This window comes from Viridibacterium curvum, from assembly GCF_039544165.1.
GTDB lineage: Bacteria > Pseudomonadota > Gammaproteobacteria > Burkholderiales > Rhodocyclaceae > Viridibacterium > Viridibacterium curvum.
The window spans coordinates 120842-147096 of sequence record NZ_BAABLD010000008.1 but is presented as its reverse complement, the minus strand read 5'-3'; the positions used below and the strand labels follow the sequence as shown (position 1 = coordinate 147096).

Sequence of the window (26255 nt, the reverse complement as noted above, 5' to 3'; positions counted from 1 at the left end):
CAGGCTGGCAGTCGTCGTGTCGAGCGAGATGACGATCAGGGCCTTTTTGCTCGGCCATATTGTTGCGTGGTGCAGGGTGTTTCGATTGACCGTGTTTGCCAACACGAACGATACGGATCTGTTGGCCCGCCATGGCTTGGCGGTGGATGTTCAGTCTGTTGCGATTGTGCGCCCAGTTCATTTGCTGGCAGACGTCAAGGCCTTATGGATGCTGACGCGGCGACTACGCCGCGAACGATTCGATGCAGTCCTGTCGATAACCCCCAAGGCAGGTTTGCTGGCAATGTTGTCGGCCTTCATTGCTCGTGTTCCCGTGCGGCTCCATGTTTTTACGGGCCAGGTCTGGGCAACGCGTAGCGGGGCGGCGCGCTGGGTCTTCAAGACAATTGATCGCCTGACAGCGAGTGTCGCCACACACGTGTTGGTGGACGGCGAGCCACAACGGCAGTTCCTTTTGCGCGAAGGCGTCGTGCGAGCGGACAAGTCGCGCGTATTGCTGCACGGTTCGTTATGTGGTGTCGACGCGTCGCGCTTCAAGCCGGATGCCGCTGCGCGATTATCGTTACGGCAAAGCCTGGGTGTGGGAGCCGAGGAGGTGGCGTTCCTGTTCCTGGGGCGCTTCAATCGCGACAAGGGTGTGCTGGATCTGGCTCGCGCTTTTGCAGGCTTGGCAGCACTTCAGGCGAGTGTCCGTCTCTTCCTTGTCGGGCCAGACGAGGGCGGGCTACGGACAGAGCTGGAGGTCATTCTCTCGGCTTGTCGTGAGCGCGTGCATTTCGAAGCCTTTACTGCAACGCCGGAGGCCTTCATGCAGGCGGCGGATGTGTTTTGTCTGCCGAGTTACAGAGAGGGCTTTCCAACTTCGATACTTGAAGCGGCGGCCTGCGGCCTGCCAGCGCTTGCGTCTCGCATCTATGGCATTGAAGGGGCGCTGCTTGATGGTGAGGGCGGCTTGTTGCATGAACCTGGCGACGTGGCGGCACTGCAGGCCGGCATGGCACGGCTCGCCGCATCCGGTGCCTTGCGTGAGAAATATGCGGTTGCGGCGCGCGAGCGCGCCATGCGCGATTTCGCAGCACCCCAGGTCATTGAGGCCTTTGCGCACTACCTGGTCGCAGTGACGGAAAAATCATGAAGCGTTTGCTCGATTGCCTGACAGCAGGGACCATGTTGCTATGCTTGTGGCCGGTGATGCTTGTCGTGGCAATCCTGGTACGTCGCTATCTGGGTGCTCCTGTCCTGTTCCGTCAACAGCGTCCGGGCTTGAATGGCCAGCCATTCATGCTTTGCAAGTTTCGTTCGATGAGCGATGCGCGTGATGCTCGGGGCCATCTGTTGCCCGATGAGGTGCGCTTGGGTGCATTCGGCCGTTTTTTGCGCAAGACCAGCCTGGACGAGCTGCCGCAGCTGTGGAACGTGCTCAAGGGCGACATGAGTCTGGTCGGCCCGCGCCCGTTGCTGATGCAGTATTTGCCGCGTTACTCGCCTCGTCAGGCACGGCGTCATGAGGTGCGCCCCGGCATTACAGGTTGGGCGCAGGTGAACGGGCGCAATGCGTTGAGCTGGGAAGAGAAGTTCGAACTGGACGTGTGGTACGTGGAGAACCAATCTTTGTGGCTGGACCTCAGGATTCTGTGGCGCACGGTAAAGCGTGTGCTTGGCGGATCGGATGTCAGTGCGACCGGACATGTAACCATGCCTGAGTTCATGGGTAGTGAGGAGCAACGCGAATGATGGATCTTGTCATTGTCGGCGCAGGCGGCCATGGCCGTGAGGTGTTGCAGCTCGTGCGCGACATCAATGCGGTGAAGCCGACCTGGAATCTGTCGGGTTTTGTCGATGATGCCTGGACTGCGCCGCGCGAACTGGCTGGCGTGCCGGTGCTTGGCAAGCCAGATTGGTTGCAGGGTCGCAGTTGCGCCGTGACCGTTGCGATCGGGTCGCCGGCGGTGCGGCGCAAGGTGGTGCAAAGGCTGATGGCTGCGGGTGTGCGTGATTTCGCCACACTGGTTCATCCAGAGGCCCGAATCGGTGCACGGGTCACGATTGGCGCGGGCAGCATGATTGCGGTGGCGGCGGTTGTGACAACGGACGTGCGACTTGGGCAGCATGTGCTGGTGAATACGGCGGCCGTCATTTCGCACGATTGCGAAGTGGCGGACTGGGGAACCTTGGCGCCACGCGCAACGTTATGCGGCGCTGCGCGGCTCGCCGAGGGGGCCGAGGTCTGTGCGGGGGCGACCGTGCTGCAAGGGATTGAAGTCGGTCCGTGGTCGCGCGTCGGGGGTGGTGCCTGCGTCATCAACCCCGTGGGGGCGAATGAAACCGTGGTAGGAGTGCCTGCGAGTTGTGTGCGGGTGCGTGATATGAATTGGCAGGATGCGTGATGAGTGATTTCTGTATGGCGCCGTGGCCGCAATACGACGAAGAGCAGGTTGAAGCTGCTTCTGCGGTGCTGCGGTCGGGCAAGGTGAATTACTGGACGGGAGAAGAAGGGCGACAGTTCGAGCGCGAGTATGCGGACTACCTTGGCCGCAAGTTTGCAGTGGCGGTGGCTAACGGCACGTTGGCCCTGGAGCTGGCGCTGGAGGCATTTGGCATCGGTGCGGGCGACGAAGTGGTCGTGCCGGCGCGTACTTACGTGGCCTCAGCAAGCTGCGCAGTGATGCGCGGTGCGGTGCCGGTGATTGCGGATGTGGATCGCGACAGCCAGCTGATTACCGCAGAGAGCATTGCTGCCGTACTGACGCCTCGAACACGTGCAGTGGTGGTAGTGCATCTGGCGGGCTGGCCTTGCGAGATGGACGAGATCATGGCACTCGCGGCGCAGCGAAACCTGATTGTCATCGAAGACTGTGCGCAGGCGCACGGCGCGTTCTACAAGGGGCGCCCCGTGGGAAGCCTGGGTCATGCTGGCGCATTCTCGTTCTGTCAGGACAAAATCATGACAACCGGCGGCGAAGGCGGCCTGCTTGCACTGGATGACGAGACCGCGTGGCGTCGCGCTTGGGCCTATAAGGATATCGGGCGAAGCTATGAGGCTGTATTCGAGCGAGAGCACGCTCCGGGGTTTCGCTGGCTGACCGAGTCGTTCGGTACCAACTGGCGGCTCACGGAAATGCAATCGGCCCTGGGGCGCATACAGCTGCGGCGCCTTCCGCAATGGCGTGCCCAGCGAGCGGCCAATGCAGCTGTCCTGATCGAGTCCCTGTCGCAACTGCCTGTGTTCCGTATCCCACAACCCGCGGCGCACTGCGAGCACGCCTGGTACAAGTTTTACCTGTTCGTAGAGAGAGACTGCCTGGCGCCGGGCTGGTCACGTGATCGCTTGATGGCCGAGATCGAAGCCGCAGGGGTACCGTGTTCTGTGGGTTCGTGTTCAGAGATCTATCTCGAGAAAGCATTCACCGACAGAGCCTGGGGGCCCGAGGCTCCCTTGCCCGGCGCAAGGGAACTGGGCGAGACCAGCTTGTGTCTCCTGCTGCATCCGACCCTGGACTCGACGGCCATGCATGAAATGGCGCAACGAGTGTCCTCGATTGCCCGGCAGAGCATGAGGTGATCCGGGGGGCGGAATGAGATTATCATTCTCCTTGCCCTGATTCCGGAGCGCACATCATGAGTTGGACCATAGCCATGCTGGCACTGATGGCTTTTCTCGTTGCCTGGGCCGGCGCTGCGGCGATGCGACGCTATGCCATTTCGCGCTCCATGCTGGACATTCCCAATGCGCGTAGCTCCCACACCATTCCGACACCACGTGGTGGTGGCGTAGCCTTCGTAATGAGCTTTCTGCTGTCAGCGCTCTTTCTGCAGCAGATGGGTGTGATGCCGACGGATTTGTGTGTCGTGTACGTGCTGGGTGGTGGCAGCATTGCGCTGCTGGGTTTTCGCGATGATCGCAAGCCAGTGCGCAATCTCGTCAAGCTGCTCATCCATCTCGTTGTCTCCGCAGGGGCGATCGGGCTGCTGCAGCGAAGCCATGACCTGCCATGGATCTGGAGTGGAGAATTGGCAATGGCAGCGGCCTTTGCGGTGTACACGCTTGGTCTTGCCTGGGGTCTCAATCTCTACAATTTCATGGACGGCATCGACGGTCTCGCCGTGTCTGAGGCGATCTTCCTGTCTCTTGGCGGCACGCTGCTGATCATGGTCGGCGGGGGCTCGGCACTGGAGGCGCCCGTATTGGCGGCTGCTTGCCTCGGCTTTGCGATTTTCAACTGGCCACCGGCCCGGCTATTCATGGGTGATGCGGGCAGCGGGTTTCTCGGCTTTGTTTTGACGGTCATTGCGCTGGCGTCAGTCTGTCGCGCGGAGACCAGCATCTGGATCTGGCTCATCCTGGGCGGTGTGTTCATCGTGGATGCAACATTTACGCTACTGCGCCGCATGCTGAGCGGGCGGCGCTGGTATGAGGCGCATCGTACTCATGCATATCAGCACGCAGCCCTCCGCTGGGGTCACCGCCGCGTTACCCTGACGACGCAGTGGATCAATTACCTCTGGTTGCTGCCTTGGGCTCTGGCGTCACAATTCTGGCCTGGCCTGGCGATACTTTTCTGTCTGCTGGCGCTGTTGCCACTCTTGGCTGCAGCCATCATTCTCAAGGCCGGGCAGTCCGTGCCGCCCGTTACGCGCTCAGATGCCTTGTCTCAACATTCCCCAGAGTTGCGGGACTCCTTGCTGGGGCCAGGGCATTGAGACAGGTTGGGCGGAGTGTTTAACTTCCGACTTTCATTACGGATATCTTGATGAAAATCCTTGTGACCGGCGCAGCCGGCTTTATCGGTATGCACTGCGCTGAGCGTCTGCTTCAGCGGGGTGACAGCGTTGTCGGCATCGACAACCTCAACGACTACTATGACCCGCAGCTCAAGCGCGATCGTCTTGCGCGTTTGGCAGGCAAAGCCGGATTCCGGTTCATTGAACTCGATGTGGCGGATCGCGCAGGCATCGAGACATTGTTCGAGCAAGAGAAATTTGATCGGGTGATTCATCTCGCCGCGCAAGCCGGCGTGCGCTACTCACTCAAGAACCCGCACGCCTATGCGGACAGCAATCTTGTCGGCTTCGTCAACATCCTTGAAGGCTGCCGCCACAACCAGGTCGGACACCTGGTCTACGCATCAAGCTCCAGCGTTTATGGCGGCAACACCAAGATGCCATTTTCCGAGTCGGACAGCGTTGACCATCCTGTCAGCCTGTACGCGGCAACAAAGAAAGCCAATGAGTTGATGGCACATACCTACAGTCATCTCTATGGCTTGCCGACCACAGGGTTGCGCTTCTTTACGGTCTATGGACCGTGGGGGCGTCCGGACATGGCGCTTTTCCTTTTCACCAAGGCGATTCTCGAGGGGCGCGCCATCGATGTCTTCAATCATGGCAAGATGCGCCGCGATTTTACCTATGTCGATGACATCGTCGAGGGTGTGATTCGTGTACTGGATCGTCCCGCTGAAGCAGATCCTGACTTCAATGCAGAGGATCCTGATCCGGGGCGTGGTCGCGTTCCCTATCGTGTGTTCAACATTGGCAACAACGATCCGGTCGAGTTGATGGATTTCATCCAGGCCATCGAGAACGCGACGGGGCGTGAAGCGAAGAAGAACTTCCTGCCGATGCAGGACGGTGACGTGCCGGCGACCTTCGCCAACACGGATGCCTTGACAGCGTGGACGGGCTTTTCTCCTTCGACCAGTGTGGCGGATGGCGTCGCGCGCTTCGTGTCCTGGTATCGCGATTACTACAACGCCTGACATGGGCAGCCGATGGCAGGTTTTGCGCAGACGGCTGGAGTTTGAATACACGCGTCTGCGCGCTTATCCGCTGAGAGTGCTCGCGCAGAAGCTCGGTTTGAAAATGCTGGGCAGCGTGATCGGGCTGCTGTTGCTGCCGCTCACTGTCATCCTGCATGTTGCCGGATTCAGACGTGTCGACTTCTTCCTCGATCGTATCGGGCACCTCGCCATCGAGCCTGATTGTTTGCTCAGGGATCAGGCGCTCGGATTGGTTCCGGCCCGCAAGTGGGTGATGCTTGCGCCTTCGCATCGCGTAGCGAACAGCCATCTGCTGCGTTATTGGGAGCCTCACTTCCTGGTGATCCGCAGCCGGCTGCTTTGCTTCGTGATCCAGAGCGCCACGCGTTGGAAGCTGGGAATGCATGATGCCTCCAGCTACATGCGCGCAATTGGTAGAACCCAATCCGCCTATCGCGTGTACCGCGACTGGGGGCGACGTCCTCCCGTTCTGCAGCTTTCGGCTGAGGACATAGAGTGGGGGGCGCAGCAGCTTGAGCTGATGGGCGTGCCGCGGGATGCCTGGTTCGTGTGCCTGCATGTGCGTGAGGCCGGCTTCTCTCCAGTTGATGAAGAGCTCCACCGTCATCGCAACGCAGACATCCACAATACCTGCCTCGCAGTTGAAGAGATAGTCAGGCGGGGAGGCTGGGTCATCCGGTTGGGCGATCCGAGCATGACGCCGATGCCTGCGATGCCGCAGACCATCGACTACGCACACCACCCATTGCGCTCGCCGCGTCTCGATATCTATCTGTGTGCGCGCAGCCGCTTCATTCTCGGCAACACATCCGGCATTGCAATCGTCGGGACAATCTTTGGTGTCCCCTCCGCTTTGGCCAACATGATTCCCATCACGGCCATGGGTTACGAACGACAGGATATTTCGATTCCCAAGCTGATCTGGTCAAGCACCGAACAAGCCTACGTGAGTATGCGTTCCCTGATCGATCAGGGCCTGGGCAGTGCGCAGTACTACTCGCAGTATCTGGCGGAAGGTGTCGTGCCGGAGGAGAACAGTGCCGAGGACATACTGGATCTGACGCTGGAAATGTTCGACAGTCTCGACAGCGAAGTGCGCGACCCCGAGGCGCTCAGATTGCAGGCAGCGTTCTCTGACAGCTTGCGTGATGGTGACTATGCCTACAAGGCGGCATCAAGCACGGGCGCCCGCTTCCTGCGGAAGCATCAGGACAAGCTCAAGGTCGGCTGAGTGGCCATCAGGCCGCTTGGAGCAGATCGCGCAGCGTGCTGTCGAGGCCGGGTGGCGTCATGGCCAGCCTTGTCGCGGTGTGGGTCATGGCGAGGCGATTGTGTACCGGAGCTGAAGACTGGGGGCTCGGGGTTGCACTGACCAGATTTGTATCGCGGCCGACGGACCGCGCCAGCGCAGTAGCGAATTCGGCGTAGCTGCATTCAGTCCCGCCAGAGAGATGTGCGATGCCTCCCAGCTTGCGATCGCCGCAGCGCTTGAGGCCCTCGATCGCGTAGGCGAGCGAGATCGGGCTGAGCGTCATGTCCGAAAATGCATCGATCACCTGATTCGCGCGCAGCTTCGTCAGCCAGCCAGAGAGCAGTGGAACCTGTGCGCTGAATACTTTTGTCATGCGGACGATGGACAGTCCGGCGCCGTATTGCCTGGCGATGTCTGTCAGAGCAGCTTCTGCATCAGCCTTCAAGCTGCCGTAGAGACTGATCGGGCACATCGGTGCATCTTCGGCGGGTGCTTCGTGCTGACCGTTGAAGACAGCATTGGAGGAGAGAAACACAACATGGGCGCCGCGTGAAAGAAAGTGTTCCGCCAATGCGATGTTGGCGTCGACATTGACGCGCTTGGCGAGTGCCGGGTCCTGTTCGCACGCAGCGAATCGGCTGATGGCAGCGCACAGATAGAGCGTGTCGCAATCGGGCAGGCCCTCAAGCCTGATCGATTGGCTCAAGTCCAGCGCAATGCTGCCCTCGCTTCCTTTGCGAGAAGTCGTAGCAACCTGAACGCCGGATTTTTGGAGCGTCTGCGCCAAAGCCCGACCGATCAGGCCGTCTCCGCCGATCAGCAATGCGGATCTCATTTTTGCCGGTCCGCGAGATAGCGTTGGTTCAATTCGGGCGAGATTTCGAGAAGCGGGCGGCCGACGCGCTGTGCTTCCAGATCGTCGAGTGCTTCATTGATGTCGGCCAGTCGGTAGCGCTTGGTGATCAATCGCTCCAGTGGCAAACGGCCCTGGCGATAGAGCTCGGCAAATTTCGGAATATCTTCGTCGGGTTTGCATTCACCCCCCCAGGAGCCCTGCAGGCGCTTGCCGCAAATCAGTTCGAACGGGTCGATGCTGATGCGGCTGCCGTGTGCCGGGTGCGAGGCAAAGACGCACAGGCCGCCGCCGCGACGCACCGATTCAAAGGCCAGTTCGATGGTGGATGAAAGGCCTGTGGCCTCCACCGCGTAGTCCAGTCCTGCGCCTGTAAGTTCGCGAAGCCGTGCGGCGACGTTCTCATTACGTGCGTCGATGGTGACGGTAGCACCAAAGTCTTTCGCCAAGGCCAGCTTGTCGGGGTTGATGTCGATGGCGATGACCTGGCGGCAATCAAACAGCTGTGTCGCCATGAGCGCACTCAGTCCTATGCCACCCAGACCAAACACGGCGAGGCTGCTACCAGGGACCGGTTTGATGGTGTTCGTCACGATGCCCGCACCCGTTGGCAACGCGCAGCCGAACAGCACGCCGACGTCGAGGGGAATGCCCTCTGGCAAGTGGACGAGACGGTTCTCGGCCACCACCGCATGCTCGTTGAAGGTGGTTACGCCGCCCGCGTTGATCTTGCGGCCGGCATGCAGATACTGCGCGCCGCCCCCATCCAGCCCCAGGCCCTTGATCCAGCCCAGCACCACCCAGTCGCCCGGCTTGACCTTGGTGACGCCCTCGCCAACGGCTTCCACCACGCCAGTACCTTCATGGCCCAGCAGATGCGGCAGGAAGCGATCTTCTCCGCGTGCGCCACGCGCCTCCATGAGCTGGCTGTGGCATACGCCGCTGTAGGCGACACGCACCAGCACCTGGCCACGTGCGAGTTCTGGGATCTGGATATCGGCGACTACGGCGAGCGGTTCATTGAGTTTTTCGAGGACGGCTGCGTTCATTTTCATCTGGCAAGGCTCGCTTCAATTACGACGTTTCGTTTCCGGGGGAGGTCACTCGGCAGCAGCCTGATTGGCGGCGAGATAAATCCGGGCTTGCTGGCTCAGTGCGGAGGCGCACAGGGGCTTGTAGTAATCCGCGTGCACACTGCGCTCCCACTGGATCGGCGCCATCGAGTTGACGACGCGGATGTCGCTCTGGAAGCGCGTGATGGCGGAGCGATTGACTTCCTGGCCGTGTACCAGCGACAGGCTGAAAGCCAGTGCCTGACCCGGCCGCAGCGGAACAGGGGTGACGGAGGCGCGAACCTCATCCGACATCAGCTTGGGCGAGTAGAGGAAGCCGAGCTTGTGCTTGACCGAGCCGCGCTCCACGTCTTCGCTCTTGAACTGCGTCACCGGTAATGCCGCCTCCGACATCAGATGGGTCCCCGACACTACGCCCAGCGATCCGAGTTCGCCGTTGTCCGTGAACGGAATGCTGACCGACAGCTCGAACGGACTGGAGCCGTAGTGCGTGTCGCGATGTATGCCGATGTTGTCTTGCGGTTTGCCGGGGCGTGCGATGCGCAGGTACGGAAACTTCTGCACATGCAGGTCCGGCCCGATCAGCGATTTGAAGAAAGACAGATTTTCCTCGATCAGCTTCGGTCCGAATTCGGAGGCCTGATAGAAGCTGGAGAGGGCGGCCTGTATCTCGATGTGTCGTGCATCGTCCTCGACATGCAGGTGGTACTCATCCAGCGACTTGAGACCGGGTACCCATTTCTCCTGCAGTTCGGCGAGCATGGCGGCGCGTACCTCATGCACAAAAGAACGTTCACCTTTTTCGAGTTCCAGCACGAACCAGCCGTTGCGGAGGAAGTGCTGGGAGAGTTCGTCGATGTGGTCCATGTTTGGCTGGTGCATTCGGTCAGTGTTGATAAACGTCTTCGGGAATCAGCATGGTGAACTCCATGCTGACACGAGTTCTTTCACCTCGTGTCACCATGCCGCCGTGCAGCAGATCGTAGTTGAAGACGACTGCGTCTCCGGGCTTGCTCTGAAAAATCTGCTTGTCCGGGTTCTCGTCTGGAGACAGCAGGGGTTTGGACATGCCGGCACGCTCGATGACCGAATAGTCCCAGTCGCGTTTGTGTGAGTTCGGGCACAGGATCAGGCCACTCTTGCCTTGTTCGCAACAGATGGCAATCCAGATCTTGACCCTGCGTTTACCCGTGGGAACAGGGAAGTCGTAGAGCTTCCAGAACCAGTCGTCTGCGTGCAACGAGCCCACGTCAGTGTCGAAGCCGGGGCGAACCAGCCGGATCGAGATGCTCTCGCGCCCCACGTTCTCTTCGTCGGAGATTTCGAAAGCGCCGAGTTGCGATTCGAGCTGCCTGAACAGCGAGGTCGTCCGGATCGCGTCCACAGCAGTCTGCGCAAGGATCCGGGACTGGCGTGTCAGCAATTTGTCGTGGGGCAGCTGCCCGGCGATGGTGTGGTACATGTCCAGCGCTGTTGTTTGCAGCAGTGGGACTTTATCGGGTTCGATCCGTGCGAGGTGATTGGCCAGGTGCTCCGAGATGGCATTCTTCACCAGGACCAGGTCATCGTCTGACAGTCTCAGGCCAGTCGTGAAGCCGGGGCTTTCCTTGACGCTTTCCAGAATGCTGTGCATGGGGTTCTCCAATAAGAGGTCTGCGATTACTGCATGAATTCCGGGTGTTGCTGCATGAAGCCCGTGGCGAGCCGACAGTTGGCGGCAAAGCCGCTGCGCAATGCGAGGTCGCGCAGCGAAGGGGAAGACTGGTCGCCAACACCTTCCATCGCGCCGGTTTCTGCCAGCATCTGTTTGACAGCTGCAGTCAGGACGCTGGGGTTGGCATCATGCACGGCAAGCTTCAGTCGCTCATACAGGGTGCCTGACCACTCGTAGGCCAGATCGCCATGAATCATCTCCCTGAAGTTCAGGAAGCGGCGCTCTGAACGTGAATAGAGGCGCTTGGGCACCACGATATCCTTGCTGGTTGGCGGTAGCGGCCCCATCGGCAACCAGTCGGCCCCGACCACCGGGCGGCCGAACAGCTTGGCCAGCCAGACCAGGCCGGAGTTGCCGGCCAGCATGAATCTGCAGCTCGCAGCCAGGTAGACGTCCATCCAGTCCGAGCGTTCGGCGGAATGCGCATAATCCACAACGCCTTGCATGGCTGGCAGGCGGCTCATTGACGGATCACCCATGCGTATCACCCAGCCTCCGGCGGCAACGATGGCGCGAATGGCCTCTGCATACTTGCGGATGTCGGCACAGCGCGGCAGGTGGAAGCGGCTGCCGCCTTCCTGCCAGAAACCCTGCTCGCGCACGTGCAGGCAGACATACCAGCTGCCATGCGGAATGCCGAGGCGGCTGAGGGCAAGTTTGCCCTGCTCATGGTGCGCATCCTTGAGGCGCAACAAGGGCGGGCGGCTTTGCGACTCCCATATGTGTTCGACCTGCGCCTGCAAGTCGTAGAGGTACATGCAGCGTTCCTTGAGCTGCAGGGTGTGGATGGGCGCAAACCAGCGGAAGGGTGTTTCGGAGCCAGGCGTCTGCGGGCTCTCCACCCGTACTTCGAAATACTCTTTCCAGTAGTCGAGCAGGCAGGCGTTGGCGATGCGGTTTTCGGGCGCAAGGATGATGGCGTGATGCTCAGGCATCAGCCCGAGCATGCGCGCCTTCTGGTACACGTCAAGATGGCACATGTTGCCGATCCATCCCACCCATGGAAGGCCCAGATAGCGTGTGTCGTTGGCCGCATGCTTTGCCGCCAGTGCATTTTCCCGGACCTGCCATTCTGCCCAGGCAGCTCTTGCACGGTCAGGGGCGCCACCTTTCCAGTACAGCCGACCCACCAGTTCCAGCAGCGAGGTTTCAACGGTGTCGGCTGCATAAGCCCGCGCCACGCAATCAGCTGCGTCCGAGAAGCGCCCCAGCTGCTCCAGTGCCTGCGCTGCGATGAGATTGCTGTTCTTCTCCGGCATCGGAGCGCCGAGCAAGGCATCCGCGACGCGACCGGCGGCCTTCATGTCGCCTTTGCCAAGCAATGCGAGCAGGCGATTGGCAAATGCTTGCGTCTCGCCCGATTTCATGCGGTGCGCACGCTTGAGCGTGCGATCCGCCGCTCTGTACTTTCCTGCGGCCAGTGCAACCAGACCGCGGTCCAGCACCTGCGCGTAGCTGTCGCGCGTCAGGAGCGATCTGAAGTATCGCAAGCCAAAGCGCATATTCCGGACCCTTCCAGAGACTGCATGACAGACCGCATCCAGTTCGGGTAGCCGAAGCCGGTGAGGAGAACCGTACCGCCGCGTGCAGCACCGAGCACTTCTTTCGCAGCAATGACCGGACGCCCCGAGCCTGCAGCCCTTCCAGCGGGTACCCATTTACCGAGCTTGAACGGATCATCGTCGAGCAGTCCGCTCACCATGGGCATCAGACCGGTGAAATGCAGAAAATTGGTCTGCGGGTGCGAGGCGCCCATCGCAAAGACCGGTTGGGGGTGCTGGCCAAGCTTCTGCTGCAACGCCTTGCTGAAGGCGTGCCAGCGATCCGCGAACGATGCACAGGCACTCACCAGCGCGCCATCTGCTGCACTGTGAGTTGCCGCATTGACGGATACAGGCGCTGCCCAGCAGAGGATATTGTCGGAGCCGCAATGCTCGCGGGACTGCATGCTGCGGATCTCGAACCCGGATCTTTGCAGGAGGCAAGCCAGATTCCGTTCAGAGAAGTAGCTCAGGTGCTCATCCCAGAGCTCGTATCCCTGCAGACGCTCATCAAGGATGGGGGCAACACTTGGCACTTCGATGAAGAGCAGGCCATCGCTGCCCAGCAGGCTGCGGATTGCCTTGAGGAAACCCGCAGGGTCCGGCACATGCTCCAGGGTATGCCGACAGACGACGGCGGTTGCGTGACCGTATCTGGCCTGGATCTGCGCCGCAGCGGCTTCGTCCAGCGGGACGTTCTCAACGCGGTGGCCGTTGGCGCGACTTTGCTCGGCAAGCGGGCGCGAGGGTTCTACGCCAAGCAGATTGGTAATGCCAGCTTGCCGCAGGTGCGTCAGGAAGGTGCCGTCATTGCTGCCGATCTCGATCAGCAAATCCGTGCTGGCAGGGCACTGCGTAAGCAGCTCAGTAACGATGGCGTCGGCATAGGCAGGAAACTGGCGGCGGGTGCCGCGCGCCACTTCCGTGTAATCCGCACCATGGGTTTCCGATCTCACCTGTACGACACATCCGCATTGTGCGCAGTACTGGAACGCCAGTCTGCGCTGGGGATAGCCGTCAGAAGGGCTGGGCAGGAATACGCCCGTAGAGGGCAGCTCGCCAAAATCCACCAGTGGAAGCAGCCGGCTGTCGCCACAGGCGGGGCAGTGTATATCGGTCATATACGCCCCGTTCGTTTCATTTTCTTGCGCAGGGAGGTCAGGAATGTCCGTGCAACCTCTGCCGGGTCAACATGGGTTCTGAGCATGGTGTCGCAATGAATCAGCTGCTGATGCTCCCAGATGTAGTGATGGACCGGCAGGGAGTGCAGATGCACGTCAGTGAAGGCATTGACATCAAGGGGTTTGCCCGTGCTATCGAACTTTCGTCCAGCCGGCGCGTAGTTGGCGACGTAGACATCGTTGGAGTCGGTTACGACCTTGAGTCGCGAGAATTTGTCCGGGCGGTCGAGAATCTTGCCCATCAGGTTTGCATCGACGACGTAGTAGTCGAAATCAATGTCCTCGCAGATTGCCCGCGCCGAGATAACCAGCGGATGCTGGTACAGCGCATGCACGATGAGCCCATCTGCGGTCGGGAAGTACAGTTCGCGCGGATATTTGTCGAAGTCGTAATTGTCAGATACGACGAGGCGCTGGGTAATGTAGTTGTGCCGGTGAATGAGACCGATGTTTGCGAGATCGCGCGCCGAGATGTCGATGGCTTCGTGATTCTGATAACGTCTCGCGAGTTCGGGCAGCAGGTCTTCCCTGTTCGAGACGATGCTTGCATTGGCACAGATGTCATAACCCTCGCGCAGATAGCGCCGAAGGTTCGATATGGAATTGTTCGACAGAAGCCCATCCACGACGATGAAAAAGATGCCAGCCTTCAAGGCGCGGGCAAAGTGAATGGATGTGTGATCCAGCGCGCCATAGAGGCGGTAGAAGTCCGCATTCGGTTTTGATGAGTGGAAGGGCTGGGTCAATTCTTCCGGGAAGCAGAAGAACACCACGGTCGTGTAGCGGCTCAGCAGCGAGAAGCCACTTGATTGCCGGATGCGGTCTGCGCCCGATGGCGTGGTAACGATCGAGAAGTAGGAGCGGGCATCTGACAGTGCTGGCAGATTTCCCGGCGCAAACAGCGTGCGCACGGTGTACTGCATGAAGTTGTCGATGTAGTCGTTGCCCCAGACAACGGCCGAGAACACGAATCGTTCAGCGGACTCATGCTCGTTGAGGAACGTCTGGGCGCGTTCCGCCGCTTCTGCTTTCAGCTTGGCCAGGGTCGTGACGAGTGCCAGATAGAATGCGCTGTCTGGCGTATCCCGCGCTTCGAGGGACAGGCTGAAGAGCTTCTGTGCGGCGCCCAGGTCTCCGCCGTCGAGTTTGCTCTTCGCAGCATGAAACAGCTCGTGCGCCAGCTCGGGCAAGGATGTGTCCGGTTTGGTGAGCAGTGGACGGAGCCAGGCCTCGGCATCACCGGTCTGGCCGTGTCTCAAGAGGTCGATTGCCAGTATTTCCTGACGACGCAACAAGGTACGTGAGACATCCCCATCGCCAAGGGCGAGCGCCATCTGCCCGGCTTTCACGGCTACCCTGCGCACCGCTGGCGAGCGACGGAGCAGGCCGACAGCAGCGCGTCTGGCCGCCGCGACGCTGCGTCGCTTGACGGCGGCACGTACCCGGGCGATTGCGCGGCGCGGGGGTGACGCGAGCTTCTTGCGCAGGAAAGCAACGACGGCTGCGATGCGCATGAAGAGGCCGGCTTGTTTGCTCACTGACAAAGTCGGGCGAATGACTGCCGATGTCACGAGCTCCTGCACATACTGTTTCTGTCGCTGTTCGGTGTCAGACGTTGTCGTGTGGACCCAGATGGGTGTCTCGAAAAACTGACGATATACGCCATGTCCCTGATAGCGGGCCCATTTTGCGAGCGAGCGCAGGTTCATCGGCCCCTGGATGTGCTGACCGACGCGATGCGCGGCCGGAGAGACCTCGAGAGAGAAGAACTGATCAGTGTCCGTGATCACGACAATCTTGTCGCGATTGCTGACCACAGCAGCCAGATATTTTCCGCCATCAATCGTGCCCACGCTGGTCGCCAGATCGGAGCGGCCAGGTTTGACCAGAATCGGATGCAGGTGCCAGCAGTAAGCCAGGAGGCCATCGTGGTCGAGTCGGAAATAGGTGTGCGACAGGTGGGTTGAATGCTCGTTCTCCCCCCAGATCATGGCCCGTTCAACTTCGTGCAGATTTTCCAGTGCCAGCGCTACACACGCTCTGGGGCTGACCTGCAAGACCGGATCCGGCGCTTCCAGGGAGTCTGCAAGGCAGCGCAGGGTGCCTTCGCGATTTGTGCGCAGCCCCAGTGTCATCACGGCCGGCACTTCCGGGTTCAGGATGTAAGGCAGAAGGCCGCCAATCGAACCGTCGGAATACAGGCAGTCCGGCACGAGAAAGCTGATGTGCGCTCCGACGTGAGCAGCGGCGTTGCTGGCCAGAAGATGCATCGTCGAGACGCGATCAAAGTTCTGTGCCTGACTTGGCGTCTGACTGGAGGGTGGTGGGAGCGATTCAAGGTGCAGGGTCGCCAGCGTTTGCAACCGGCTCCATTCCGTACTCTGCTTGATGCGTGCGCCGTCTTCGACGGTCGTATAGATGAAGTAATGCAGGTCCACTTTGCCTGCCATCGCGGGCAGGTTTCCTGGTGCCAGCAGGGAGCGCAGCGTCAGTCGGCAAAAGAGATCCGCATAGTCTTCACCCCAGAGCACCGTGACCAGATGCAGGACGGGCGTTTTCTGTATCGACATTTGGCGATGTCCCGGGCCGATCAGAAGGGGCCGTTGAACCAGTCTCCGGGCACGTCGTGCGGATACCCGCGCTGTGCACCGAGTGGTGAGGCATCGATGGTGCGTCCCAGCATCCGGGCGACGGCATCTACGATATGTTCGGCGCGTGGGTGGTAGCCCTTGGTCAAAGCGGGGCTGGTGCCTTCCGGAAAGTCTGGCATGGCAATGCGTTGCGGGGCGGCTTTCAGCTTTCCCCAGCACTCCATGGCAACCCTGGCGACGATCTCGCCGGCGACGGAGCCGGTGGCATGCCCCGTGTCGAGCGCGAGCAGGCGCCCGGTGCGCGAGACGGAAGCAAACACGGCGTCCCAGTCCAGCGGACGGATCGTGCGCAGATCCAGCACTTCGCAGTGAATGCCGAGGTTCGAGAGGAAGTCCGCAGCGCGGATGGCCTCGACCGTCATGTAGGACATGCCCACGATGGTCACAGCGTCCCCCTCGCGCACCAGTCGCGCCTTGCCGAGCGGCGTACGGTTAAGTGTTTCGGGCACGTCGCCGTGCACGTTGTGCAGCCAGCGATGCTCGAGGAACAACACCGGGTCATCATCGAAGATGCTCGCTGCGAGCAGACCCTTGGCGTCTTCGGCTGACGCCGGCATGACGACCTTGAGGCCGGGAATGTGCGCGAACCAGGCTTGCAGATTCTGCGAGTGGGTTGGGCCCTGGCCCCAGCCGCGCCCCATGATCAGGCGGATGGTGATCGGCACGCTGTCCTGCCCGCCGAACATGTATCGCCACTTCGCTGCGCCATTGACGAGCTGGTCCATCGCCAGCAGGAAAAAATCCAGACGCTGATGCACCATGACAGGCCTGATGCCTTCGATGGCGGCGCCAATGGCGACACCTGTCATCGCGTTTTCGGCAGTCGGCATGTCGAACACGCGCTCCTTGCCGAAGCGCGCTTCAAGGCCGGCGGTCGTACCGAAGATGGACTTCGGGTCCGTAACGCCCAGGCCATAGACAATGACATTGGGGTCTTCTGCCATGCTTTGATGCAGGCATTCGTTGATCGCCTTGGCAAACGTGATCTGGCGACTCATGATGGACTCACTTCCTTATCCGTGTAGACATCTGAGAACGCTTCGGACTGATCCGGGAAAGGGCTCGTCTCGGCGAACTCGAAAGCCGCCAGCACCTCGGCGTCCAGTTGTGTGTGCAGCGCCGCCAGTTCTTCTGTGGGCACCCCCTGCTGTTGCAGTCGCGCCTCGTAACTGGCAACCGGATCGCGCGCTTTCCAGGCAAGGAATTCTTCTTCTGTGCGATAGCCGATGTCGTTGTCGAAATTCGGGCCACAGTGCTCACGCCAGCGATAGGTGGTCAGTTCCAGGAAGAACGGCCCCTTGCCTGAACGGACGTGCTCGATAGCGGCCATGGCTGCAGCGTAGGCCGCGTCGATGTCGTTACCGTCGACGATGGCTGAGGGCATGCCCAGCCCCTGCACCATCTTGTAGATCTCGCGTCCGGCAGGTTGGCGTACGGAAAGCGGCGAATAGACCGAATACAGGTTGTTCTCGCACACGAACAGCGCGGGCAGGTTGCGCACGATGGCGAAGTTGGCTGACTCGTAGAAAGCGCCTTCCTCGGTGCAACCGTCTCCGAAAAAGATCGCGGCGATCTGCCGGCTCTTCTTCAGCTGCAGGGACAACGCCAGGCCTGTTCCGATAGGCAGGGAGTTGCCGACGATCGCCGTGCTGCCCACGAAGCCTGCCGTGCGATCGGTCAGGTGCATGGACCCGCCGCGACCACGACAGCAGCCCGTGACCTTGCCGTAGATTTCGGCCAGCATCTGCGGCGCGCGGCCGCCCTTGGCTAGATAGTGCGCATGCGCACGGTGCGTGCTGATCGCGAGGTCGGCTGTTTCAAGTGCGGCGCCCACCGCCACGGCAGCCGCTTCCTGACCGATGGACAGGTGCGTCGGGCAACGCATCTTGCCTTGCGGGTAGCGCTCGGCGATGCCTTCCTCAACCTTGCGGATGAGCAGCATGTCGCGCAGCAGGCGTACCGAGAGTGCTTTGTCCATCATGGAATGAACCAGTAGTAGTCGCCGGTGTAGCCGGCTTCCTTGAACAGCTCGCGCCATTCGTCAACGTGCAGGACGGTCTTGGCGGTCAGGTTCCAGGCTTCCATGCGCGCCTTCTCTTCGTCGTCATGGTAGGCATCAATGGTGATGAAACTGCCCTTGCGCGCGACGCGTTCGATTTCCTTGAGGGCCTGGATCAGCTCGGCACGTTCGAGGTTGTGCACGGTCGTGACGGAAATGACCACGTCGAAGGACTTGTCCGGGAAGGGGAGATGCGTTGCATTGGCGACCTGCACGTGCGGGCGCATGTCTTCGATGGCGTTTTCGATGGCGTAGCTGGAAATATCGACGCCTTTGACCGTGATGCCAGGAATCAGCTCTGCCATATCGTGCAGCATGAAGCCCTTGGCGCAGCCCACGTCCAGCACGGAGCTCTCGGCAGTCAGCCCCCAGTGCGCCTGAAAAGTCGGGATCACGGGTTGCCAGAAGCGCGGCATGTAGTTAAAGCCGCCGTAGCCGTGCGAGCGATCGCCGTCAAAGAATTCCTTGCCGAACTTGCGAGCCAGCGCACGATCCGTTTCCGTCTTGGTGGCGCCACGCTCACTGACATTGCGCTTGGTGCGCGGGTAGTTGACCATCAGGTCGATTTCCTTGCCCATCTGCTGACTCCTGATTATGCGAAGTAACTTTTCACTGCTTCGACTACCCAGCTGACTTGTTCGTCATCAAGCTCGGGGTAGATGGGCAGGCTGATCATGGTTTTGGCGAAGCGTTCGGCCTGCGGGAAATCGCCGGCTTTATAGCCCAGATCCTTGGCGGCATCCTGCAGATGAATGGGGATGGGATAGTGAATGCGCGTGTCGACGCCCTTGTCTTTGAGGTGCGCCATCAAGGCATCGCGCTGCTCTGTGCGAATGACAAAGTTGTGATAGACGCACTCTTCCCAGTCCTGATCGACAGGCACCTGCACAAAGTCCTTCAGGCCTTCGCGATAGGTGCTGGCGATCTGACGGCAGCGGGCATTCCACGCATCCAGACGGGCCAGTTTGATCTCGGCGAAAGCTGCTTGCAGGGTGTCGAGGCGTGAGTTGAAGCCCCACAGCTCGCATTCATCGCGGTTGCGCAGCCCGTGGTTGCGCAGTTTGCGCAAGTGGGCCGCCAGCTTGTCGTCGTTGGTGGTGATCAGGCCACCGTCGCCATAGACGCCCAGATTCTTCAGCGGGTGGAGACTGAAACCGGCAGCGATGCCGAGACCGCCAACGCGTTTGCCGTGGTAACGCGCGCCGATGGCTTGCGCGGCATCTTCGATCACATGCAGGCCGTGACTTTGTGCGATGGCATTGATCTCGTCCATGGGTGCGGGGCGCCCGGTGAGATGCACCGGGATGATCGCCCGCGTGCGCGGCGTCACCGCAGCGCGCACGCTGTCCGGGTCAATGTTGAAGTCGTCGCGGACATCGGCAAAGACGGGCTTGGCACCTGCCGCCACAATGACCCAGGCGGAGGCAATGAAAGAATTCGTCGCCGTGATGACCTCGTCGCCGGGGCCAATGCCGAGCGCCTTGAGGATCAGGAACAGCGCGTCCGATCCATCTGCGACACCCAGCGCATGCGCGACGCCCAGAAAGTCTGCCGCTTTGCGCTCGAAGGACTCCAGCCGGTCACCCATGATGTAGCCGCCGCTGCGACCGACATCGAGGAATGCCTGGGTCAGCTCGGTCTCGATGCTGCGGAACTGGCGCGCGAGATCGACGAAGGGAATGGTTTTTTGCTCAGGCATAGAAGTCCCGGATGAGCTGGATCACGAAGTCCTGCTGCTCGCGAGTGATGAATTCGTGCACGGGCAGTGAGAGCGTGTGGGCGGAGATTTTCTCCGTGACGGGGAAGTCACCCGCCTTGTGTCCAAGGAAGGCGGCGGCCGGTTGCAGATGCATGGGCACGGGATAGTGCGCCTTGGCATCCACGCCGCGCTCGATCAGGTAGGCCTGCAGGGCGTTCCGGTTTTCGCACAGGATCTGGTACAGGTGATAGACCTGATAGATGTCCGGCTCACGCGCCGGCACGGTGATCTGCGGAATGCTGCGCAAGCCCTGATCGAAATAGGCGGCGTGACTGACACGCGACTCGGTGATGTGATCAATCTTGCCCAGCAGGTGACGCGCGACAACCGCCTGCACGGTGTCGAGGCGCGAGTTGTAGGCGAAGACCCGGCACTCGTCGCGTCCGACCAGGCCGTGGTTGCGCAGGAGGCGCAGCTTGTCTGCGAGTTCGTCGGAATTGGTCGTGATGATGCCGCCGTCGCCCCAGACATTCAGGTTCTTGAGCGGATGAAAGCTGAAGCAGGCAATCGTACCCAGCGAGCCAGACGGGCGCCCTTTGTAACGCGCCTTGATAGCGTGACAGGCGTCGCTGACAACTGCCAGACCGTGGCGTTCGGCAATCGCTTCGATGGTGTCCATGTCGCAGGGCTTGCCTGACCAGTGGACCGGCATGATCGCCTTGGTACGCGGCGTAATCTTCGCCTCGATCTGCGATGCGTCGATGTTGTAGTCCGCGCCAGCATCCACGAATACCGGCGTCGCGCCGGCCGTGACTATCGCGCCTATGGTGGCGTAAAAGGTGAAGGGGGTTGTAATGACCTCATCCCCCTTGTCGATGCCCAGCGCTTTCAGGCTAAGGAACAGTGCGTCCGTGCCGCTGCCGACACCGATGGCGTGGCGTACACCGTTGAGCTCCGCGTACTCGCGTTCCAGCACATCCACTTCCGCCCCGAGGGTGAAATCGCCGCGAATGACGACTTCGCGGATCTTGTTCAGGATCACGTCGTGATCCGCAAACTGCTGGGCCAGATAGTTGTGGTTGATCGAGATCTGGTTGGTCTGCCGGTATTGCTCGGGCAGGAAGTTGTGCACTGTCGTCATGGGAGCGGGGCCGTCAGGGTTTGTGGATGTAATTCAGCGGGAGTTCGCGGATGGTGGTAAGGTGTTGGCGCACCCAAGCGATGGTCTGGTCGATCCCGGCTTCGAATGTCACTTCGTCACGCCAGCCGAGTTCGCTACGCGCACGCGAGCTGTCCATCAGGTAAGCCAGGTCTTTGCCCGGACGATCTGCGGAAACCTCCGTCAGCGCGTCGAAGGCGATGCCCATGCGTTGGCAGATCAACTCGACGACCTGGCGGATTGTCAGGAAGCGCTCGGACGAGAAGTGATAGATCTCACCCGGCACGCCGCGCTCCAGGCTGGCGAGGATGCCGCGTGCAACATCGCTGCCGTGGATGAAGGCGCGCACCGAGGTGCCGCCACCATGCAATTGCAGCTTCTTGCCTGTGAGCCCATAGATGATGGTGCGTGGCACGATGCGATAGAGTTGCTGGCCGGGCCCGTAAAAATTCGCAAAGCGGTTGAAGATCACCGGGAAACCGTACTGGACATTGTAGGCACGCAGACTCATGTCGATGGCGGCATGGGAGACTGCGTAAGGCGTGCTGGGGTTGTACGCCCAGGTCTCCTTGATGCGGGTTTCCTGGCTGCCATAGACCTCGGGCGTCGAGATGCGCACGTAGCGTTCCAGCCACTCAGCTTGCCGCAGGTACTCGTGCAGTCGGATCTTTGACAGGATGTTGGTCTGATACCACTGTGCGGGGTTCTGCCAGCTCTCGGCAACCATCCCCTGGCCTGCAAAGTCGACGACGACTTGCGGGCGGAAGCGGGCCAGCTCGTCGGCGATGCGCTCGAAGTCGTTGTTCAGATCGGCCTGGATGAAGCGATAGTGATCACGACGCCCGCTCGCGCGATAAGGGAGGAACAAGTCGCCCCCCTCGGTGGAGCGGTTGAAGCCGACGAGCTCGGTCTGATGCTCCAGCGCCTCGGCAACGAATGCTGCCCCAGCGAACGAGTTGGAGCCGAGTACGGCGATGCGCTCAAACCTCATTGCGCGACAGCCTTCGGTTTGTTGGCGCACAGCCACTGCATGAGCATGTGGCCAACCACCAGCTGCAGGTCTTCGGAGATCTGCATGTCATCGATCGGAAAGTGGATCGCAACGTCCGCCAGTGCCTTGCACTTGCCGCCGCTGTACCCCAATACGGCATACGAGTGAACGCCCATCACCTTTGCTCGCTCCAGCACGCTGACGATGTTCGGGGAGTTGCCACTGCCGGAGAGCACGATGAGCACGTCACCTGCGCGTGCCTGTACGGCTAGTTGCTCGCTGTAAATCTTGTCGTAGCCTTCGTCGTTGGCGAGGCAGGTGATTACGGCAGAGTTGGCGGACAGGGACAGCGCCCGGATGCCACCACCAGTCGTGCGTGCTACGCCATAGACAAAGTCGTTGGCGAGGTGAATGGCATTGCCTGCGCTGCCCCCATTGCCGCAGAAGAAAACCTGCTGCCCTGCTGCCCAGGCGTCGTGCATGGCCTGGGCGAGTTGCGCGACCGGAGTCCAGTCAAACGTGGCAAGCACACTACTCAAGCGATCAGCGTAGGCGCTGAAGAATCCGGTTTGTGGCATTTCGATCATTCCCGGTGAGGTCGGTGAAACGGGAGATTTGACGCTGTGCTGCGGGACTCCTGAATTGTTACTGGGGTAGCACGGTTTTCTGCATCCACTTGAGGTTGTGGAAGTGCGGTTCGTCTTTCAGCTCGCCCGCCTTGAACTTCTGGATGATTTCCGTCACGGCATCTTCAACGCGCTTGCGCGGCTTGAAGCCGGTGGCCAGCAGGCGATCGGAATTGACGCGGTAGGAGCGCGGGTCGTTCGATTCGGACACCACGATGTCTGCCGGAATGTGTTTCGCGACCAGATTGGCAATGTCGAGAATCGAGATGTTCTCGAAGCCGGCGTTGTAGATACCCGTGACTTCGGGGTGATCGATCAGGTGCAGGTAGACGTCCGTAATGTCATCGATATGGATGTTCGGTCGAGTCTGCTTGCCACCAAAGACGGTGATGCGCCCATTGGTCAGGGCCTGCATGGTCAGCATGTTGACCGAGACATCCAGACGCATGCGCGGTGAGTATCCGCAGACCGTCGCGGGGCGGACGATCTGTACCGACATGTCGTCCGAGTAGCTCAGCAATACACGCTCGCTGACCATTTTGGTCTTGTTGTATTCGGAGATCGGCTTGAGTTCGAGGTCTTCTGTGACTTGCGGTTCTTCCTTGACGCCATAGACGCTGCCTGAGGAGGCGTAGATGAAGCGCTTGATGCCGTGGCGGCGCGCTTTGTCTGCAAGCTGCATCGTGGCGAGTGCGCTGACTTCCCACGTGAGTTGCGGGTTGAGGTCGCCGCAGGGGTCGTTGGCGATGGACGACAGATGAATGATGCCGTCGATGCCATCGAGGTTGATTGCGTCGATGTCGCGAACGTCGCCCTGGACCACCTTCAGCCCGGGATGTGGCGGCAGGAAATTGCCGAACCAGACCGTATCGAGGACAACCACTTCGTAGCCGCGGTTCAGCAGTTTCGGAACTAGCACGTGCCCCTTGTAGCCGCATCCACCTGTCACCAGAAACTTCATTGTTTGCTCTCCAGGTTAAAGGCCTCAGCCTTTCGTTCAGATTTGACGATCTTGCCGTGTTCCAGATTCAGTATCACGTTGCATTGATGCTGGATCATCGCCAGGTCATGCGAGGCGATGACAACGATCCGCGCCTGATTGACGAGCTGCCTGAGCCTGACCTGCGCTTTCTCGACAAACTCCGCATCGCCCACGCTGAGCCATTCGTCCATCAGGATGATATCCGCTGGTGTGCTGGTCATCACCGAAAACGCCAGTCGCATGGCCATACCGCTGGAGTAGGTGCGCAGAGGCAGGTGGAGATAATCCCCGAGGCCAGCGAACTCAGCGATATCTTCCACCATGCTATCCATGCGCGCTCGCGAAAATCCCAGCAGTCGGCCACGCAGGTAGATGTTTTCCAGCCCCGTTACGTCGCCATCCATCCCCAGCGAAATGCCAAGCATCGAGGCGATCTTGCCTTGCACCTTCAATTCGCCGCGGATGGGCTCATAGATGCCCGCCAGCACCTGTAGCAACGTGGTTTTGCCCGAGCCGTTGTGGCCGATGAGGCCGACGCGGTCGCCGTCATGAAATTCGAAGTCGAGCTCATCGAGGGCGCGGACGACGACATGGTTGGAGGCGTCCTTGGCGAGTATGCCGCCCGTCGCGACATTCAACAGGCTTTTCTTCAATGAGCGATGGCTGGTGAAACCATAAACGGGGAACTCGACAGTCAATCCGCGTGCTTTGATGAAGGCCATGTCTCAGAGCCAGTAAGGGGTGCGGGCGCGCAGCCTTGCGAAGGCAAGGAAGCTGATCGAGGACCCCGCTACGAGCAGCGTGCCGGCAAAGATCCAGCTGGTTGCGTAGATGGGTTCGCCCAACAAGGGTGCCCGAATGATTTCGAGGAAATGAAATAGAGGGTTGAAGTCCGCTACGAAGCGCGTCTTTGCGCTCAGCATGTCGGCCTTCCAGATGATGGGCGACAGGAAGAAGGCAACCTGAACGAGATTGGAGACCAGCTGCGGCACGTCACGGAACCGCGTGCTAACCAGTGCCAGCAGCAGTGATAGCCAGAACAGATTGCCGATCACCAGTAGCAACCCCAGCGGGAAGAGCCAGATATCCTGCATATGTGCGGGAGGGAAGATCAGCAGCACGACGACGACAATCGCGAAGTTGTGCGCGAGCAGGATCAGGTTGCGGGCGATCAGGCGGAAGATGTAGGTGGTAAGCGGCAGCGCGATCTGTTTGATGAAGCCTTCTGCGGCGATGAAGGCGCTGCCGGATTCGTTGATCGAGGCGGAGATGAAGGTCCAGAAAATCAGACTTACCGCCAGGTGCTGCAGATAGCTGCCAACATCCTGCCCCAGCAGTACGCCATAGAGTGGCCCCATGGCGCCGACCATGACCGCCGTACTGATGGTGATCCAGAACGGGCCAAGCATCGACCGGCGGTAACGCTGCCGCGTTTCCTGCCATGCAAGTGCCCACCAGAGGGAGCTCCGCTGGGCTCCTTGAATCAGATCGCGTGCTGCTTTGTGAATAGCCCGATGCTTCTCATTCATGCGTCAACTGTCTCAACTGTTGGTCGATCTGGCTGTTACCCGTTGCGGAGAAAAATCAGGTTCATTGTAGCGCGCAATGGTTTGTGAGCGACATCATGACTGTGCTTTCATTCCCTTGAATTCCATTGGCATTAATCGGGGTGATTTCCTGCCAAGAGGGGGCTGGTTTGCGAGCGAAGAGCAAGACTTCTTCTCCGACGTCTGGTCGGATCTTCATGCCGAGCCACTCGACGTAGAGCATCGCCAGCCCCAGCAGACGAAGATGGAGGGGGAGTTGCCCGACGCGATAGGCCTTGCCGCCGCGCAAACGCACGCTGGCGGCCAGCGTCCAGTTGGCATCCCGGAAGCTGGTCGAGCTGGCAACGTCGGAGAAGCCTGCGCGCAGGCACATTGCCGTCAAGGATTGTTGGCTGAAGATATGCAGATGCCGTGGCGGGTCCAGGTGCAGCCAGTGTTTGCGGAACAGGCGGTGCCCCAGTGATGAAAGATTGGGGGTGAGCAAGGTCAGCTGACCGCCGGCTTTGAGCCAGCTGCGACAGTGGGCGATCAGGCCTTCCGGGTCGCGCACGTGCTCGATCACATGCGACATGATGATGGCGTCGAACGAGTCGGGCGGGAAATCCTGCGCGAGTGCATCGCCATTGATGACCTGGAGGCCGTGACTGGCAGCCAGTTCCGCAGCTTGTGGATCAGCCTCGACACCCACTACGCTCCAGCCCAGAGTCGAGAGGCGTGCAAGCCTCTCGCCATTGCCGCATCCAAGTTCCAGCAGACGTCCGGCACGGAGCGGTTTTTGCCAGAGCACGCTGGCGTCGAAAGCTACGCGGCGATGCGGAATCAGGCTGATGATGCCGGCCCCCAGTCGTGTGACGAGGGATGTACGTGTGCTGCCATAGCCGAAGCGACGCGCCAGATACGCCTGTCGCATGGATTCGTAGAGGCCTTTCAGTCGCGGAGGTGTCACCGACTGGTGCGTGTAATACGTTTGATAGGCGCGCTCCAGGGTCTTTTGGTCGGGCTGCGGGTGCAGCCATTGGTGCTCACAGCCGTGCGCGCAGCGCCACATCTCCCAGTGCCCAGGGGTGCCATGCAGCTGGTCAACAAGGGCGACATAAAGTGATCGGCCTGGCTGGCCACATACGGGGCAAAGCGCGGACGAGGTCAT

Annotated in this window: 25 protein-coding genes; 7 read left to right on the top strand and 18 right to left on the bottom strand. The window is 60.4% G+C overall.

Going from position 1 to position 26255, the window contains the following annotated elements; genetic code table 11:
- The first annotated feature begins 16 nt into the window (after positions 1–16).
- The 7 genes from ABEA02_RS08375 to ABEA02_RS08345 are packed head-to-tail and all read left to right on the top strand — an operon-like array spanning position 17 to position 7011.
- Positions 17–1135, top strand: coding sequence for a glycosyltransferase (locus ABEA02_RS08375; RefSeq protein WP_345532443.1), 1119 nt, complete (start codon positions 17–19; stop codon positions 1133–1135).
- Positions 1132–1734 carry a sugar transferase gene (locus ABEA02_RS08370; RefSeq protein ID WP_345532442.1) on the top strand — a complete coding sequence of 201 codons (603 nt, stop codon included), beginning with the start codon at positions 1132–1134 and terminating at the stop codon, positions 1732–1734. Before ABEA02_RS08375 ends, ABEA02_RS08370 begins: the two co-directional genes overlap by 4 nt.
- A complete protein-coding gene (locus tag ABEA02_RS08365; protein ID WP_345532441.1) occupies positions 1731–2387 on the top strand; it encodes an acetyltransferase in 657 nt (218 codons plus the stop codon). The genes ABEA02_RS08370 and ABEA02_RS08365 overlap by 4 nt, the downstream gene beginning before the upstream one ends.
- A complete protein-coding gene (locus tag ABEA02_RS08360) occupies positions 2387–3562 on the top strand; it encodes a DegT/DnrJ/EryC1/StrS family aminotransferase (RefSeq protein WP_345532440.1) in 1176 nt (391 codons plus the stop codon). The genes ABEA02_RS08365 and ABEA02_RS08360 overlap by 1 nt, the downstream gene beginning before the upstream one ends.
- Before the next feature lie 56 nt (positions 3563–3618).
- Entirely contained in the window at positions 3619–4701 is a 1083-nt protein-coding gene (locus ABEA02_RS08355) for an MraY family glycosyltransferase (protein ID WP_345532439.1), read from the top strand.
- A 50-nt stretch (positions 4702–4751) separates the two neighbouring features.
- A complete protein-coding gene (locus tag ABEA02_RS08350) occupies positions 4752–5759 on the top strand; it encodes an NAD-dependent epimerase (protein WP_345532438.1) in 1008 nt (335 codons plus the stop codon).
- Position 5760: 1 nt separating this feature from the next.
- On the top strand, positions 5761–7011 hold the full coding sequence (locus ABEA02_RS08345) for a TIGR04372 family glycosyltransferase (RefSeq protein ID WP_345532437.1): 1251 nt from the start codon (positions 5761–5763) through the stop codon (positions 7009–7011).
- 7 nt (positions 7012–7018) lie between these two features.
- On the opposite strand, the gene ABEA02_RS08340 is transcribed toward ABEA02_RS08345, so the two are convergent.
- The 18 genes from ABEA02_RS08340 to ABEA02_RS08255 all read right to left on the bottom strand — a co-directional run bounded on the left by ABEA02_RS08340 (position 7019) and on the right by ABEA02_RS08255 (position 26255).
- Entirely contained in the window at positions 7019–7855 is an 837-nt protein-coding gene (locus ABEA02_RS08340; RefSeq protein WP_345532436.1) for an SDR family oxidoreductase, read from the bottom strand.
- Between the two features lie 8 nt (positions 7856–7863).
- Positions 7864–8934 carry a zinc-binding dehydrogenase gene (locus tag ABEA02_RS08335; protein ID WP_345532435.1) on the bottom strand — a complete coding sequence of 357 codons (1071 nt, stop codon included), beginning with the start codon at positions 8932–8934 and terminating at the stop codon, positions 7864–7866.
- Positions 8935–8985: 51 nt separating this feature from the next.
- Positions 8986–9825 carry a phytanoyl-CoA dioxygenase family protein gene (locus ABEA02_RS08330; RefSeq protein WP_345532434.1) on the bottom strand — a complete coding sequence of 280 codons (840 nt, stop codon included), beginning with the start codon at positions 9823–9825 and terminating at the stop codon, positions 8986–8988.
- Positions 9826–9844: 19 nt separating this feature from the next.
- Positions 9845–10591: a phytanoyl-CoA dioxygenase family protein gene (locus ABEA02_RS08325; protein WP_345532433.1), complete on the bottom strand. Its 747-nt coding sequence runs from the start codon at positions 10589–10591 to the stop codon at positions 9845–9847.
- Between the two features lie 26 nt (positions 10592–10617).
- Positions 10618–12162: a TIGR04372 family glycosyltransferase gene (locus tag ABEA02_RS08320; protein ID WP_345532432.1), complete on the bottom strand. Its 1545-nt coding sequence runs from the start codon at positions 12160–12162 to the stop codon at positions 10618–10620.
- Positions 12138–13334 carry a class I SAM-dependent methyltransferase gene (locus ABEA02_RS08315; RefSeq protein WP_345532431.1) on the bottom strand — a complete coding sequence of 399 codons (1197 nt, stop codon included), beginning with the start codon at positions 13332–13334 and terminating at the stop codon, positions 12138–12140. Before ABEA02_RS08315 ends, ABEA02_RS08320 begins: the two co-directional genes overlap by 25 nt.
- Positions 13331–15964 (bottom strand): hypothetical protein, encoded by a 2634-nt coding sequence (locus ABEA02_RS08310; RefSeq protein ID WP_345532430.1) that lies wholly within the window; start codon positions 15962–15964, stop codon positions 13331–13333. Before ABEA02_RS08310 ends, ABEA02_RS08315 begins: the two co-directional genes overlap by 4 nt.
- A gap of 20 nt (positions 15965–15984) precedes the next feature.
- The gene (locus tag ABEA02_RS08305; RefSeq protein WP_345532429.1) at positions 15985–17043 is read right to left on the bottom strand and encodes an alpha-ketoacid dehydrogenase subunit beta; all 1059 of its coding nucleotides are present in this window, start codon (positions 17041–17043) and stop codon (positions 15985–15987) included.
- Complete coding sequence (locus tag ABEA02_RS08300; RefSeq protein WP_345532428.1) at positions 17040–18026, bottom strand: thiamine pyrophosphate-dependent dehydrogenase E1 component subunit alpha; 987 nt, start codon at positions 18024–18026, stop codon at positions 17040–17042. The genes ABEA02_RS08305 and ABEA02_RS08300 overlap by 4 nt, the downstream gene beginning before the upstream one ends.
- Complete coding sequence (locus ABEA02_RS08295; RefSeq protein ID WP_345532427.1) at positions 18023–18682, bottom strand: class I SAM-dependent methyltransferase; 660 nt, start codon at positions 18680–18682, stop codon at positions 18023–18025. The genes ABEA02_RS08300 and ABEA02_RS08295 overlap by 4 nt, the downstream gene beginning before the upstream one ends.
- Positions 18683–18696: 14 nt before the next feature.
- Positions 18697–19803 (bottom strand): DegT/DnrJ/EryC1/StrS family aminotransferase, encoded by a 1107-nt coding sequence (locus ABEA02_RS08290; protein WP_345532426.1) that lies wholly within the window; start codon positions 19801–19803, stop codon positions 18697–18699.
- Positions 19796–20944 carry a DegT/DnrJ/EryC1/StrS family aminotransferase gene (locus ABEA02_RS08285; protein ID WP_345532425.1) on the bottom strand — a complete coding sequence of 383 codons (1149 nt, stop codon included), beginning with the start codon at positions 20942–20944 and terminating at the stop codon, positions 19796–19798. The genes ABEA02_RS08290 and ABEA02_RS08285 overlap by 8 nt, the downstream gene beginning before the upstream one ends.
- Before the next feature lie 13 nt (positions 20945–20957).
- Positions 20958–21953: a GDP-mannose 4,6-dehydratase gene (locus ABEA02_RS08280; RefSeq protein ID WP_345532424.1), complete on the bottom strand. Its 996-nt coding sequence runs from the start codon at positions 21951–21953 to the stop codon at positions 20958–20960.
- The gene (locus tag ABEA02_RS08275) at positions 21950–22531 is read right to left on the bottom strand and encodes an SIS domain-containing protein (RefSeq protein ID WP_345532423.1); all 582 of its coding nucleotides are present in this window, start codon (positions 22529–22531) and stop codon (positions 21950–21952) included. The genes ABEA02_RS08280 and ABEA02_RS08275 overlap by 4 nt, the downstream gene beginning before the upstream one ends.
- A gap of 67 nt (positions 22532–22598) precedes the next feature.
- Complete coding sequence (locus ABEA02_RS08270; protein ID WP_345532422.1) at positions 22599–23540, bottom strand: NAD-dependent epimerase/dehydratase family protein; 942 nt, start codon at positions 23538–23540, stop codon at positions 22599–22601.
- A complete protein-coding gene (locus ABEA02_RS08265; RefSeq protein ID WP_345532421.1) occupies positions 23537–24283 on the bottom strand; it encodes an ABC transporter ATP-binding protein in 747 nt (248 codons plus the stop codon). Before ABEA02_RS08265 ends, ABEA02_RS08270 begins: the two co-directional genes overlap by 4 nt.
- A gap of 3 nt (positions 24284–24286) precedes the next feature.
- The gene (locus ABEA02_RS08260) at positions 24287–25090 is read right to left on the bottom strand and encodes an ABC transporter permease (protein WP_345532420.1); all 804 of its coding nucleotides are present in this window, start codon (positions 25088–25090) and stop codon (positions 24287–24289) included.
- Between the two features lie 61 nt (positions 25091–25151).
- Positions 25152–26255, bottom strand: a complete 1104-nt coding sequence (locus tag ABEA02_RS08255) for a methyltransferase domain-containing protein (protein ID WP_345532419.1) — start codon at positions 26253–26255, stop codon at positions 25152–25154.

Coding starts and splice junctions, on each gene's coding strand:
- ABEA02_RS08365 (WP_345532441.1), top strand. CDS start 1,731: ATGATGGATCTTGTCATTGTCGGCGCAGGCGGCCATGGCCGTGAGGTG.
- ABEA02_RS08285 (WP_345532425.1), bottom strand. CDS start 20,944: ATGACGACAGTGCACAACTTCCTGCCCGAGCAATACCGGCAGACCAAC.
- ABEA02_RS08345 (WP_345532437.1), top strand. CDS start 5,761: ATGGGCAGCCGATGGCAGGTTTTGCGCAGACGGCTGGAGTTTGAATAC.
- ABEA02_RS08330 (WP_345532434.1), bottom strand. CDS start 9,825: ATGGACCACATCGACGAACTCTCCCAGCACTTCCTCCGCAACGGCTGG.
- ABEA02_RS08300 (WP_345532428.1), bottom strand. CDS start 18,026: ATGATGGACAAAGCACTCTCGGTACGCCTGCTGCGCGACATGCTGCTC.
- ABEA02_RS08325 (WP_345532433.1), bottom strand. CDS start 10,591: ATGCACAGCATTCTGGAAAGCGTCAAGGAAAGCCCCGGCTTCACGACT.
- ABEA02_RS08310 (WP_345532430.1), bottom strand. CDS start 15,964: ATGTCGATACAGAAAACGCCCGTCCTGCATCTGGTCACGGTGCTCTGG.
- ABEA02_RS08370 (WP_345532442.1), top strand. CDS start 1,132: ATGAAGCGTTTGCTCGATTGCCTGACAGCAGGGACCATGTTGCTATGC.
- ABEA02_RS08315 (WP_345532431.1), bottom strand. CDS start 13,334: ATGACCGATATACACTGCCCCGCCTGTGGCGACAGCCGGCTGCTTCCA.
- ABEA02_RS08280 (WP_345532424.1), bottom strand. CDS start 21,953: ATGAGGTTTGAGCGCATCGCCGTACTCGGCTCCAACTCGTTCGCTGGG.
- ABEA02_RS08335 (WP_345532435.1), bottom strand. CDS start 8,934: ATGAACGCAGCCGTCCTCGAAAAACTCAATGAACCGCTCGCCGTAGTC.
- ABEA02_RS08295 (WP_345532427.1), bottom strand. CDS start 18,682: ATGGGCAAGGAAATCGACCTGATGGTCAACTACCCGCGCACCAAGCGC.
- ABEA02_RS08260 (WP_345532420.1), bottom strand. CDS start 25,090: ATGAATGAGAAGCATCGGGCTATTCACAAAGCAGCACGCGATCTGATT.
- ABEA02_RS08360 (WP_345532440.1), top strand. CDS start 2,387: ATGAGTGATTTCTGTATGGCGCCGTGGCCGCAATACGACGAAGAGCAG.
- ABEA02_RS08350 (WP_345532438.1), top strand. CDS start 4,752: ATGAAAATCCTTGTGACCGGCGCAGCCGGCTTTATCGGTATGCACTGC.
- ABEA02_RS08275 (WP_345532423.1), bottom strand. CDS start 22,531: ATGCCACAAACCGGATTCTTCAGCGCCTACGCTGATCGCTTGAGTAGT.
- ABEA02_RS08265 (WP_345532421.1), bottom strand. CDS start 24,283: ATGGCCTTCATCAAAGCACGCGGATTGACTGTCGAGTTCCCCGTTTAT.
- ABEA02_RS08270 (WP_345532422.1), bottom strand. CDS start 23,540: ATGAAGTTTCTGGTGACAGGTGGATGCGGCTACAAGGGGCACGTGCTA.
- ABEA02_RS08305 (WP_345532429.1), bottom strand. CDS start 17,043: ATGAGTCGCCAGATCACGTTTGCCAAGGCGATCAACGAATGCCTGCAT.
- ABEA02_RS08290 (WP_345532426.1), bottom strand. CDS start 19,803: ATGCCTGAGCAAAAAACCATTCCCTTCGTCGATCTCGCGCGCCAGTTC.
- ABEA02_RS08255 (WP_345532419.1), bottom strand. CDS start 26,255: ATGACCTCGTCCGCGCTTTGCCCCGTATGTGGCCAGCCAGGCCGATCA.
- ABEA02_RS08355 (WP_345532439.1), top strand. CDS start 3,619: ATGAGTTGGACCATAGCCATGCTGGCACTGATGGCTTTTCTCGTTGCC.